Source organism: Catenulispora subtropica (assembly GCF_039531675.1).
GTDB lineage: Bacteria > Actinomycetota > Actinomycetes > Streptomycetales > Catenulisporaceae > Catenulispora > Catenulispora subtropica.
The window spans coordinates 72703-84459 of the sequence record NZ_BAAAQM010000029.1 but is presented as its reverse complement, the minus strand read 5'-3'; the positions used below and the strand labels follow the sequence as shown (position 1 = coordinate 84459).

At 68.6% G+C, this 11757-nt stretch carries 12 protein-coding genes; 9 read left to right on the top strand and 3 right to left on the bottom strand.

Translation table 11 applies throughout. The features are described from left to right. Positions 1-153: 153 nt before the first annotated feature. The 6 genes from ABD466_RS24495 (at position 154) to ABD466_RS24470 (ending at position 5824) form a co-directional block, all read left to right on the top strand. Positions 154-369, top strand: a complete 216-nt coding sequence (locus ABD466_RS24495) for an MbtH family protein (protein ID WP_344659497.1) — start codon at positions 154-156, stop codon at positions 367-369. Positions 370-469: 100 nt separating this feature from the next. Then, positions 470-1690, top strand: coding sequence for a helix-turn-helix domain-containing protein (locus tag ABD466_RS24490; protein ID WP_344659496.1), 1221 nt, complete (start codon positions 470-472; stop codon positions 1688-1690). A 318-nt stretch (positions 1691-2008) separates the two neighbouring features. Beyond that, complete coding sequence (locus ABD466_RS24485; protein WP_344659495.1) at positions 2009-2848, top strand: DUF6202 family protein; 840 nt, start codon at positions 2009-2011, stop codon at positions 2846-2848. After that, a complete protein-coding gene (locus ABD466_RS24480; protein ID WP_344659494.1) occupies positions 2842-3999 on the top strand; it encodes a DUF6421 family protein in 1158 nt (385 codons plus the stop codon). The genes ABD466_RS24485 and ABD466_RS24480 overlap by 7 nt, the downstream gene beginning before the upstream one ends. A 50-nt stretch (positions 4000-4049) precedes the next feature. Next, positions 4050-4922, top strand: a complete 873-nt coding sequence (locus ABD466_RS24475) for a PhzF family phenazine biosynthesis protein (RefSeq protein WP_344659493.1) — start codon at positions 4050-4052, stop codon at positions 4920-4922. 8 nt (positions 4923-4930) lie between these two features. Next, the gene (locus ABD466_RS24470; protein ID WP_344659492.1) at positions 4931-5824 is read left to right on the top strand and encodes an aspartyl/asparaginyl beta-hydroxylase domain-containing protein; all 894 of its coding nucleotides are present in this window, start codon (positions 4931-4933) and stop codon (positions 5822-5824) included. A 984-nt stretch (positions 5825-6808) separates the two neighbouring features. Here ABD466_RS24470 and ABD466_RS24465 read toward each other — a convergent pair. Then, positions 6809-8269 (bottom strand): SMI1/KNR4 family protein, encoded by a 1461-nt coding sequence (locus ABD466_RS24465; protein WP_344659491.1) that lies wholly within the window; start codon positions 8267-8269, stop codon positions 6809-6811. A 140-nt stretch (positions 8270-8409) separates the two neighbouring features. Here ABD466_RS24465 and ABD466_RS24460 point away from each other — a divergent pair, with 140 nt between their 5' ends. Both ABD466_RS24460 and ABD466_RS24455 read left to right on the top strand, forming a co-directional pair. Then, entirely contained in the window at positions 8410-8760 is a 351-nt protein-coding gene (locus ABD466_RS24460) for a PadR family transcriptional regulator (RefSeq protein ID WP_344659490.1), read from the top strand. Beyond that, positions 8757-9692: a hypothetical protein gene (locus ABD466_RS24455; RefSeq protein ID WP_344659489.1), complete on the top strand. Its 936-nt coding sequence runs from the start codon at positions 8757-8759 to the stop codon at positions 9690-9692. Before ABD466_RS24460 ends, ABD466_RS24455 begins: the two co-directional genes overlap by 4 nt. Positions 9693-9835: 143 nt before the next feature. Here the strand turns inward: ABD466_RS24455 and ABD466_RS44450 are convergent, their stop codons facing one another. Further along, positions 9836-10078 (bottom strand): transposase family protein, encoded by a 243-nt coding sequence (locus ABD466_RS44450; protein ID WP_425558726.1) that lies wholly within the window; start codon positions 10076-10078, stop codon positions 9836-9838. 26 nt (positions 10079-10104) lie between these two features. After that, entirely contained in the window at positions 10105-10485 is a 381-nt protein-coding gene (locus tag ABD466_RS24445) for a DUF2255 family protein (protein ID WP_344659488.1), read from the bottom strand. A gap of 138 nt (positions 10486-10623) precedes the next feature. Here ABD466_RS24445 and ABD466_RS24440 point away from each other — a divergent pair, with 138 nt between their 5' ends. Beyond that, a complete protein-coding gene (locus ABD466_RS24440; RefSeq protein ID WP_344659487.1) occupies positions 10624-11547 on the top strand; it encodes an alpha/beta hydrolase in 924 nt (307 codons plus the stop codon). The last annotated feature ends 210 nt before the right edge of the window (positions 11548-11757 follow it).

Genomic DNA, 11757 nt, shown 5'->3' with positions numbered 1-11757 from the left:
CATGCAGTTTGCTGACACCCGCGAGCCGTTGCCCCGGTGCGCCCGGCAATGACAATGGAAACAGGGGAAGTCGGATCGACTTTACTCGACGGCGAAATCCCTTACGGAGCGCGAACTGCGCCGGAAGACTCGGACCCGGAAAGGAATGAATTCATGCTTAACCCGTTCGACGACGAAGAAGGTGAATTCCTCGTGCTCGTCAACGGCGAGGGCCAGCACAGCCTGTGGCCGCAGCGCATCCAGGTCCCGGCGGGCTGGGAACCGGCCCACGGACCGGCCTCCCACGCCGAGTGCCTCCAGTACGTCGAGACGAACTGGACCGATATGCGGCCACTCTCCCTCGCCCGCGCCGACAGGAAGGCGGGCTGAGCAGCAACCCCGGCCGATCCGGCCCCGGCTCCGCTCCCGTGCGGTGCGAGCCGAGGCCGGACGGCGCCGGATCGTCTGATCGTGCTGCCCGGAGGACACCATGACCATTACCAACGACACCTACTTCGCCACCCAGCTCGCCAAACACCGCCGTCGGCGCAGCCTGACGCAGATCGAGTTGTCGGGGCTGTCTGCCGTGAGCGTGCGGGCGATCCGGAATCTCGAGCAAGGCAAGGTGGCATTGCCGCGCAAGGACACGGTCCGGCTGTTGGCCGATGCCCTGCGGCTGACCGGCGAGGAGCGCATCTCCTTCAGCATGGCGGCCGCCTGCCACCGCCAGACCGCTCCCGTGGACACGCCGCTCGCGCCGATGGCCGGGCCGCCGTTGCGTGGCCGCGCGGCCGAACTCGACATCCTGCTGCGCCAGCTCGCCGCACCGCAGGGCCGGGTCGTCTCGATCACCGGCTTCTGGGGCGTGGGCAAGACGCGGCTGGCGGCCGCCACCGCGCAGGCGTTGCGCTCGGGGCAGGCGGCCCCGGTGTTCTGGCTGTCCCGCCGGCCCGATGCAGACGTCGCGGCCGCGCATCTGGCCGGACTCATCGGCGACCAGGACACGGTGCTCGTCCTGGACGGCGCCGACAACGGGGCCGATGGCGCGGTCAGCCACGAGGCGGTGTGGGCGCTGCTCCGCGACTGCCCGCGGCTGCGGATCCTGCGGACCTCCCGGTCGGACGACAACGGCTTCCAGCTGGCACTGACGCCGCTGCCAGTCCCGCGCGCCGACGACCGCGCGTCGATCGAGGCGTCCCCCGCGCTGAGGATGCTGCTCGATCTCATCCCCGGCTTCCCCGCGCCGGATGCGGTTTCCGACCGCGTACTGTTGAAGCTGGCCGAGGTCTGCCGGTCTCTGGACGGGCTGCCGGGCGCGCTGGCCGCTGCGGCGGCCTGGTACGGCATCGTGGGCCTGGACCAGCTGGCCGAGATGGCACGCAGCGAGCCGGAGCTGTTGGCTTCGCACCCGGCCGAGGACGGCGAGGACCCCGAGTCGGTGATCCTCGGCATGCTCGGGGCCCTCGGCGCCGAGCATCGGGAGTACCTCTCCGGGCTGGCGTCGCTGCCGGGCTCTTGGAGCGTGCACGAGGCAGCCGAGCGGCTCGGGGTCGCGCGCGTGCGCTTGGCCGGAGCGGTGCACGCCTTCCGGCAGATCGGGCTGATCCGTTCCGAGCCCGACGGTGCCGGGCCGCTGGAGTTCGGCGTGCTGCGCCTGGTGCGGGCCATCCTGCAGCCGGCGGCACATCGGGACCGGGCTGGCTCCCGCTGACCCGCTCGGTCCAGCCTGCCTACCCGCCCCCGACTCACCCAGCCTCCCTACCCGACCCCACCTGCCCCGGCCGCCGCCGGAGGGAATCGCCATGCTGATTCCCTCCGGCGGTCTTCTGTTTTCCGGAACCGATGACAAGTGCCGCCGCAGAGCATTCCTGCCATGCAGGAACATGCGGCAGGACGGGCGTTGTCGCTTGGGTATTTCGAGCGCGAACCTAGTCCATAGAATTGACGTAGGAATTCGGATGTGCGAAAGCGGCGCGGTTTCCCTGCCGCCGGGCGGATCCGATCTCCGCCATGGGATCCGGGAGAATCTGTGAATAACGACCGAACAGTCCACTCCACATCCGCGGCGCTCGACGCTCGCATCGCCCAGATCATCGATGCCGCCGGCCTGGACCGGGACGGGAACCGGTTCTTCGGCGACGCGCGGGCCGCCGACCGGGTCGACCCGGTCGGCGCGCTCCGCCTGGCCCACCAGTGGCTGGCCGTCACCAGGGCCTTCATGTACACGACGGTGTCGAGCCTGGGCGTGGCCGCGCTCGCCTTCCACCGCGGCGCCGAACCGAGCCGGGATGTGTTGGGTGCTTACCAGACCGCTTACAAGGTCATCGGCGACGACTTCGCCAACTTCGCTCCGGAGTTCAGCGCCGTCAGCCCGGCCGGCGTCGCCGGCGTTCACTACCTGTGGTGGTCGGACACGATCATCGCGCCGCTGGAAGGCGCCTTGGGGCCGGAGCCGGCGGCCGGGACCGATGTCCTCCCCGAGGGGGTGAGCGGGCTCGTGGCCCTGATGGACGAGCTGGCCACCTCCGAGCTCGGCGCGGCGGTACAGCTACGCGTCGTAGAGACCATCGCGCTGGACATCGCGGTGGCCTTCCGTCGGGCGTACGCCAAGGTCGTCGTCGATGGGACCAAGCTGTTCGGCGCCGACGGGGCCTTGGACTGGATCGATTCGCACATCCGCGCCGAGACCGGCCACGCCAAGTCGGTCAGCGACGAGGACGCCGGGATGACCGTGGCCGCCGCCGACGAGCCGGCGCAGGCCGAACTGCTCGCGCTGACCGAGCGCTACTCCCGGGCCTGGTACCTGGCCTTGGAGGACTTCGCTGACGCGCTGGTCCCTGTTGATGCGCTGGCGGGTTCGCCGTGCTGACCGCGACGGCGCCTGGCGGCCCGCTTCTGGCGGCGTCCGCCGATCCGGTCGCGGTGGTGGAGGCGATCGACAAGATCAGGGCCCGCCTGGCCGACCGTCGGGGATCGTTCCACGATCCGGAGTTCCTCCTCGATCTGGCCGAGCGGCTGGCCGGCGAGCCGGTACTCGCCGGCGACCCGGCCGTGCGGGCGTTCGTCGAGGACTGCCGCGACTATGGCTCCGAGGCGCGCCTGACCCGGACGAAAGCCTTCATCAACCTGGCCACCGGGAACACGATCTTCTCGCTGTTTGACGCCTCCTACTTCCGGTCACTGTCGCTGGAGTACCTGCGGTACCGGCTGCTACCGGCCGATCCCGCACTGACCCTGCGCTATCCCAGCCCTACGAAGCCGGTTGTTATTGAAGAGGCGACACGGGGCTTCGACTCCCGCGTGGTCGTGGCGCTGTTCCCGGAGAACCACATCGACGGGATACAGACCCCTGAGGATTCGGTCTTCTACTTCATCGACAAGTTCGTCGAGCGGCACTTTCGCCTCACCAGGCCGTTGATCCGCGAGGTGATGTCGCCCGACTCCTTCCCGCTGCTGCGGGAGGCCGGCGAGCGGGACGCCGAGCGCGCCTCGTCCTGGTGGGTCCGGCTGCACGAGTACCACCACCGGCAGGGCGACATGCCGATCCCGGAGTATCTGGCGGCCAAGAGCTACAAGCCGTTGGCCGGACTGGAGGAGCTGCGTACCGACGTTTCCTCGATGCTCGCGTGCCTGAACGACGCACGCCTGCCCCGCGAGGACGCACTCTTGACGTACGAATACATCCTCGCCGAGCGGCTGCTGCGGTACGCGATCGAGGGCATCCCTCGCCCGAACTACGACGCGGTCGCCTCGCAGTTGCTGTTCAACTACCTCTCCGAGGCAGGCGGTCTGGAGTTCGCCGACGGCAAGCTGTGCGTGACGCCGCGCATGCCCGAAGCACTGACCGTGTTTCTCGGCGAGATCGAACGGATCGAGGCGGAGATCCACCGCGAGCCGGTGGAACAGGTCCGGGCCCGACTGCTGGACCTCACCAACCGGTACACCGAATTTGACGAGCAGTACCAGGACTATCGGCACATCCCGTTCTTCGCCGAGGTCAAGCAGCGTCTGGGCGTCTGAGCCGCCGGCCCGGCCATCGCCCGATGCGAAATCGACAGATCGGAGTGTCCATGACCCAGAGTGCGACCGCGGCCGTTCCAGCCGTGGAGTTCCCGTTGTACCAGATCGACGCCTTCACCGACCGGGTCTTCTGGGGCAACCCCGCCGCGGTGTGCCCGCTAGACGCGTGGCTGCCGGAACCGGTCATGCAGGCGATCGCCTGGGAGAACAACCTGCCCGAGACCGCGTTCCTGGTCCCGGCCGAGGACGGCTTCGAGCTGCGCTGGTTCACCCCGACGCAGGAAGTGGACCTGTGCGGCCACGCCACGCTCGCCGCGGCGCACGCCGTCCTGAACCGGCTGCGACCGGGAACCCGTGAGGTGACGTTCCACTCGGCGAGCGGTCCGCTCGTCGTGCGGCGCGAGGGGTCCGGGCTGCAGATGACCTTCCCGGCGCTCGACGTCGAGCCGGCCGACCCCCCCGAGGCGCTCCTGCGCGGCCTCGGTGGGGTCGAACCGGCCGCAGTGCTGCGGTCCATGGACTGGATCGTCGTCCTCGACGACGTCGAGCAACTGCTGGCGGTGGAACCGGACCTGCCGCTGCTCGCTCGCCTCGATCTGCGCGGAGTAGTCGTCACCGCACCGGCTCGTGAGGCCGACTTCGCCTCCCGGTTCTTCGGCCCGAAACTCGCGATTCCCGAGGATCCGATCACCGGCTCGGCGCACTGCGCACTAGTGCCCTACTGGGCCGCGCGCCTGGGCAAGGACACCCTGCGCGCGCACCAGTTCTCACCCCGCCTCGGCCAGGTCCGCACCATCGAGGTCGAATGCGTCGCCCGCGGCGACCAGGTGCTGCTCAACGGCTCCACGCGGGCGTACCTCGAAGGGACCGTGCGCCTGAGCGCGCAGGACCTCGACCAGCCTACGACCAGAAAGCCAATGTGATGAGCGTCATGACGCACGGCACCGCCCCGGCGCCGGCACCCGCGGCGGCACCGAAACGGACCACCAAGATCACCAGCCTGGACCTGGACGCCGAACGCCTCGCGGAAGACCTTCGCCGCGCCGAGGGCTTCGCCTACAACGACTCGTACAGCGAGTTCATCTGCGGCGCATGGCGCAGTTGCATGCTGTGGAACCGCTCCGGCGACCTCGCGGATACACGCCTCGAGGACTTCTCCGGCCCGGGTCGTATCACCCCATACGGTGCCCAACTGCCGTACCTGTTCGAGGTGATCGGCGACGTCTTCCAGACGGAGTCGCTGAAGTTCGCCCGTCTGGCCCGGCTGACTCCCGGTAGTGTCCTGGTCCCGCATCGCGATTATCTCGAGCTCGAGGACGACTTGATCCGCATCCATCTGCCGATCCAGACCTCGCGTGACTGCTACAGCTCCGAGGACGACACGATCTACCAGATGAGACACGGGGAGCTGTGGTTCCTCGATGCCACCCGGCCGCATAGTGCCGCGTCGTTCACGGACCGGGACCGAGTGCACCTGATCCTCGACTTCGCAGTGGACGATGTCTCGGAAGTCTTTACGGAAGGTTTCGAACAAACCTGTCTGGATCTGCATGGGCTGAGTGGCGGCGAGGTGCCCCCTGACAACATCGTCACGCGCGCAGAACTACTGCCCGGTGAGCGCGAATCCTACGTGGCACTGGCCGGAGTTCTCTCCACGGAAAACTACGAGGACGTGCTGGCGATGGTAATCAAGAAGTTCTTCAAGTCCGAACTGGCTGTCACGGACGTGTTCGGCTGGTTCGGCAGGATCGCGGAGGCTAGCGGCCAGCCGGAACTCGTCGCGCGGGTCCGACGGCACGAGGAGCACTGCCTGGTTCGGCGGTGAGCTACGAGGGAGCCGTTCATTCGGAATCGGCGGTGACCCTTCAGGCTCGTAATATGACGGTACGGCAAGCCCGTCTTCGGGGCTTGCCGTACCGTCACAACTCGGCGTGCGATCGCGATGAAGTCGGGTACGAGCTCGAGACTCAGGTCCCGGGGGCTTCAGACGCTGTGGTCGACGTACATTCCTTGGACTTCTCAATTCGGAAGCGTGCGGTGTCCGCGTCACTGTCGCCCTTGCCTTGTCCGGTACTACGTCTGCCCGTGGGCCAGCGCTCATCGGAGCCCTTTGCATCGTGGCAGCGGTTGCTTCGTGCCCCAAGAGGCAGTGGCCCGGGCCGTGGCAGCGCAACAACCGGCTCGACCTTCTCCCGGGTCGATGCAACCTGCCGAACCACTACGCTGAAGCGGTAGCACGCAAAGGGTCAAGGCAAGATCATCCGTGCGGCAAATTGCCGCACGGGCCGTCATGCAGCGGGTCTCGGCCGTCATCCACTGTCATCGACTCGACATGTATTGTCCGATTCAGCCCGTTGATCTGGTAACGGCTTCGCAACTTCTTGAGTTCGAGTCCCACGCGCCCTACCAATCACACGTCCCTGACCTGGGTCTTTATGGAACACTCCGGGTCAGGGGCTTCTTTTTGCCGCACCTGGCGCGTGGCCACGGGCCCTGGCGCTGGCCATGATCTGCCCGGCGCCGACGAACACCCCGCGCGGCTTCGCAGCCGGTGAGGTGAACGGCGTGAAGTCGATCTGGCCGACTACGAGCAGTGGACCGCGGCCCGCGACCCGACCGTACGGGTACTGAGTCGCGGTGACGCTGGCGCTGGCTCAAACGGATGGGACGGCTGCTGGACGCCGGCGGACATGCCGTCGGGTCCGTCGATGGTCCACCTGCGACGGGCAGGTCCTTCTCGCGGGAGATGCGAACGAAGTCCCGCTCGGCCGCGATGCTGTCGTGGCGCGAGCCCAGAGGATGAGCGGGGTCACTCCCATAAGAGCTGGGCATCGCCGGTCGTTTCGTCGTAGACGTGGTAGGAGTACCGGCCGGCTTCAAGGTGGTCGGCGAAGCGTTCCAAGACGGCGAGCCAGTTCGGGGCGCGCACATCGTCGGGGTCGGGTTCGCAGCCCTGGTCGGAATACAGCAGCCGGCCCGGGACGCGTCCGGGATCGAGGTCGAGCACGACATAAGAGCCGTCGCCTTCGACGAGCAGTGGCACGCACGCGTGCCACTGCTCGTCCCAGTCCATGCCATGACCGCCCTGCAACTCGGGAAGTCGTGCCACGTCCCAGTGCATGCAGCCGTCCCAGTCCGCGCCCAGGATGTCGACACTGCGATGGATGAGGCAGGAGGCGGCGAAGTCCTCCGGCAGGCGGTAGCCGAGTTTCGCCTCGGTCACCTGGATCTCCGAACGGGTGGCCGGGGCGCCGAGCCCGCCGAGCAGGGCCGGCGCACGGACGGCGAGCTCGGCCTCGATCCGCCGCCAGGCCTCGGCGACCGCCGCGGGTATCGGCGAGGTCAGCGCATCGTCCTCAGGTTGTGGCGCGCTGAGTATGAGGGCCTCCGCCTCGGCGCGGGACTGCGGCGGCAGCTTGGCCGCGGCGTCCAGGCGCAGCTTCAGCGCGTGCGAACTGTCGCGCACGAAAGTCCACAGCTCCGCGTCCAACTGCTGCGCGTACTGCTCCCCGGCCGCGCGGACCTCGTCGACCAGGTCCGGTCCCCGGGACGCCGACAGGTACGACACGGGGTCCAGGCGCAGCGAGGCGATCGCGATGCGCACCGCGACCGGCACGGCCTCGGCGGCCAGCGTCGTCAACGGTCGCGCCATCAGTCCGACCGGTACCCCGTCGGCCGCCACGGACTCCAGCGCCTGACAGGCGGCGAGGTGGTAGACGGCGTCCAGCTTCGCCATCGTCGCCGCCGCCTGCTCGGCCGGCCCCCTCCCGTCCGCGGCATACTCCGTCAACCGGGTGATCGCCTCGTGGGCGTACTGCGGGCCGAGACCGGCGTAACCGGCGGCGAAGTTCAGCACCGCTCGCATGCTCGCGGCGGCGAACCGGGCGCGCGCAGCCGGAGCATGCTCGGGGTCCAACAGCCCCAGCGCGATCGCGAGCGCCAACTCCTCGTAGTCCTGGTTCGGCGTGTACCAGTCCGGATAGGCGGCCAGCAGCGGGTCGGCGGCCCGGTCCGCAAGGTACCCGCGCACCCGCGCTGCGGCCTGCGGGGACTGCTCGGGAACCAGTGTTGCGATCGCCCGCGCCACCTTCGGACGGTTGTCGGTGCCGTGATCCAGCAGATGAATCAGGATCGCGCCGATCTCGCCGCGCCGCTTCGGCTCCGCGACGAGCCGCTTCCGCGCCGTCGCCACAGCCAGATCCACGTCGTTCACCGGGCCCTGCGGCAGCAACCCGGCCACGGGGCAGTTCCCGTCACGATGCACTTCCACGACCACTCCTCCAAGTCATTCAGCCTCACGCCGCCTTCGAGGTGGCCCTCATGCTGGTGAGCGATCCTATGGCGCTGAATCAACAGTCGGATTCCGCGAAAGCCTTGCCCATAGGTCGATGAACTACCTATTGTTCGGCCATGACACAGCGTGCGCTGCAGGAACCCACCCTCCTCCTGCTGACAGCGTTGGCCGATCAGCCGCGGCACGGCTACGCGATCGCGCAGGAGGTCCTGGCGATCTCCGACGGCCGGGTGCGGCTGCGCACCGGAACCCTCTACACCGCATTGGAACGCCTGGTTCAGGAAGGACTCATCGAGGTCGACAGCGAGCAGACCGTGGGCGGACGCCTGCGCCGCGCCTACCGCCTGACGCGGCTGGGCGGCGGGGTGCTCGCCGCCGAGGTCGAACGCCTCCGGGCGACCGCCGCAGAAGCCGAACGCCGTCTCGCCGTACCAGGTTCGCCCCGTTGGAAGGAAGTCACCGCGTGAGCCCGAACGACTCACCGCCGGTCTCCGGCCCGTCCCACGCCGAACGAGGCCGCCACGAGGCTGCCTCGCATGCCACTGCGAGGTTGCTGTGGCTGTATCCGGCGCGATATCGGGCCGACCACGGCGACGAGATCATGTCCCTGCACTGTGATGCTCGCCTGGCTGCCGAGGGACGCATAGCGCGGGTCCGCGAGGATCTCGACCTCATCGCCCACGCGGGACGGACCCGTCTCAGGATCTCCTCGGCCTTCGCTTCGGGCCGAGCGCTGGGATCGGCCGCACCCTGGTTGGTGGCAGGCGCCGCAGCCTCGGCGGTCTACGCACTCACACAGTCTGCGACGCTGCACAACGGCCGCCACCTTCCGCCTGTGACCGCGGCACTCAATGGTCTGCTTCTGGTCGCCTTGGCGCTCGCCGTCGCCGGATTCTGGGCTTGGGCCAGACCACTGACGGTCCTGGCCGGCGCGGCGCTTGCCGGCGTCATGGCGTTTGAAAGCCCGGTGCTGCACTGGCACAGCTCCCGGATCGACTTCCTCGCGGTGACCGCATTGCTGGTGCTGTGCGCTCCTCCGGACATCCGGCCGACCAGCCGTACCGACAGAGCGGCGATGCTGGCCGCCGCCGCCGCGGTCGCCCTGCCGGTCGCGACGTGGAGCCTGGGCTTGGAAGTGCACCTGCCCGGCTACCTCCCCACCACCGACCGCGGACCGTGGACCCTGCTCGTCATGGCCGTGGTGGCGTTCATCGCCCTGCTCCGAGTCCGGAAGCAGCCGGCCATGCTCGCGGGGGCGATCGTGGCGACGCTTCCGTGGCTGTGGAACATCGTCTTCTTGCCGGACCTGGTGGGCGACGGACTCATCCTCGCCGTCATGGCGCTGATCGGCGCCCTCTTGAACCGTCCCGGCCGGGATCAGCTCCTCGACGCGTCCTGAGCCGGCAAGCCGGCAAGCCGGCGGGCGGGTGCAGACCACTGAGCGAGGGCCAACATGACGCTGCTGGTCAGGGTTGCTGGTGTGGCAGGGTTTGTGGGTGTTCGTGCTGTTGGTGGGCGGGTGTCCGGGTTCTAGATCGTCTGTCAGCGGCTTGTTTCGAGGTTGGTCAGCACGAGCAGGGTGCGTAGCAGGGCTGTGGCCCGTGCGGGGTTCAGCCGGAGCCGGGTGAGGATGCGCCAGTTCTTGAGCGCGGCGAAGCCGTGCTCGACGGGGGCGCGGGCGGCGGCGACGACCTGGTTGGGGTACCCACCTGCACCAGCTCCTCCCGAAGCTGGGCACCAGGAAGTGTGCCACCTGCGCGACGCCTTGACGGCGCTGAGCGGCAACCCTGACTCGCGCAGGCCAACGGATATCAGCGAGCGGGCGTTATCCGGATCGTCGCCTCGCGCGCGGCGTCAGCCGCGACCAGCCCCGCGGCTACCGCTCCGTACTTCCCGATGAACGCCTGGTCGATCCGCTCGGCCCGCTCGGCCGGGCCGGGCTCGCCGGTGTGGAGGACCACGTCGCGGGTGACGTCCCCGAGGCGGATCCGCCCGCGGGGATGCGTGCGTGCCGCCTGGTACCAGCGCGAAGCGGGTCCCCTGTAGGCGCGGACGTACAGCTGGCCGTCGGCGACGGCCATGCCGATCTCGACGCCGTTCCGGGCTTCGTCCCCGACGGTCAGGACGAGCGAGGATCGGCAGGCAAGCAGGGCGAGGTCGTCCGGATTCCAGCCAGGCGTATCGGGTGTCATGCCATTCAGTGTGAACCCGCACCGGGCGGACCGCATTACTGAATCGCAGGTGTGCCGTCATCTGACTGCGGCGTCTTTGCTGACGTCGGGCGAAGACTGGAGACCAGACAGGAACTATGAAACGAGGAGTGCATTCTTATGAGCAGGACTTCAGTGACCTTTGACAGCGCCGGCATCACAATCGCCGCGCATCTGTATCTGCCGGCCAACGCGGCCCCCGTCCGCCTGCCCGCGGTGGTCGTGGGGCACCCGGGCACTGGGGTCAAGGAGCAGACGTCCGGATTGTATGCGGGGCAGTTGGCCGAACGCGGTTTTGCGACATTGGCATTCGACGCGGCCTATCAGGGTGAGTCCGGCGGGACGCCGCGCGGGTTGGAGGATCCGGCGCAGAGAATCGAGGACTTCAAGGCGGCCGTCTCTTATCTGACCGCCAGGGATGAGGTCGACGCCGGCCGCATCGGATTGCTCGGGGTGTGCGCCTCCGGCGGCTACTCGCTGGCTGCCACCGCCGGCGACCACCGGGTGCGCGCCGTGGCGACGGTGTCGACGGCCGAGCCCGCCCGCCAGTTCCGTTACGGTGCCGACGGCACGCAGTCCCCGGCTGTCTTCCAATCGCTGCTGGATGCCTCGGCGCAGGCCCGCTCCGCCGGCGCCCGTGGCGACGACCCCGGCGTGATGACGATGTTCCCGGACACGGCGGAGCAGGCCGGTGCGCTCGGCGGCGCCCACGGTGTGGAAGGCTGGGAGTACTACTGCGGCGCGCGCGGATACCACGAGCGTTCCGCGAAGTTCCTGGCCTGGGAGAGCATCGACAAAATGGCGTCAAGCGACGTCTTCTACGCGGTGCCGCTGATTGCCCCGCGCCCCATGCTCCAGATCCTGGGGGAGCGGGCCGTGACCGCGTGGATGGGGCTGGAGGCGCACCGCCGGGCCGCCGGTCCCGCTGAGGTGCACTGGATCGCGGGCGCCAGCCACGTTGACATGTACGACAAGCAGGAGTACATCGGTCCTGCCGTGGACAAGCTCACCGAGTACTTCACTGAGAACATGGCCGCCGTCTGAATGGCGGGTCCATGAACCTTGCCGAAGTCGGGCGGCGGCGCCGCCGCCCGACGTGCGATGGAGATCGCGCCGACATGAATCAGCTGCTCGGGGTGGTGTCGGTTTCGAGGTACGTCAGGACGAGCAGGGCTCTGAGCAGGGCGGTTGCCCGTGTCGACATGACGAGCGGCGATCCGCTCCAGCATCACGGCATCCGCCATGAGGGCGAGC

What these genes read in the sequence shown, in the direction of transcription:
- ABD466_RS24445 (WP_344659488.1), bottom strand. Translation starts at nt 10,485, where the DNA reads ATGACACCCGATACGCCTGGCTGGAATCCGGACGACCTCGCCCTGCTT.
- ABD466_RS24460 (WP_344659490.1), top strand. Translation starts at nt 8,410, where the DNA reads ATGACACAGCGTGCGCTGCAGGAACCCACCCTCCTCCTGCTGACAGCG.
- ABD466_RS24495 (WP_344659497.1), top strand. Translation starts at nt 154, where the DNA reads ATGCTTAACCCGTTCGACGACGAAGAAGGTGAATTCCTCGTGCTCGTC.
- ABD466_RS24470 (WP_344659492.1), top strand. Translation starts at nt 4,931, where the DNA reads ATGACGCACGGCACCGCCCCGGCGCCGGCACCCGCGGCGGCACCGAAA.
- ABD466_RS24490 (WP_344659496.1), top strand. Translation starts at nt 470, where the DNA reads ATGACCATTACCAACGACACCTACTTCGCCACCCAGCTCGCCAAACAC.
- ABD466_RS24440 (WP_344659487.1), top strand. Translation starts at nt 10,624, where the DNA reads ATGAGCAGGACTTCAGTGACCTTTGACAGCGCCGGCATCACAATCGCC.
- ABD466_RS24475 (WP_344659493.1), top strand. Translation starts at nt 4,050, where the DNA reads ATGACCCAGAGTGCGACCGCGGCCGTTCCAGCCGTGGAGTTCCCGTTG.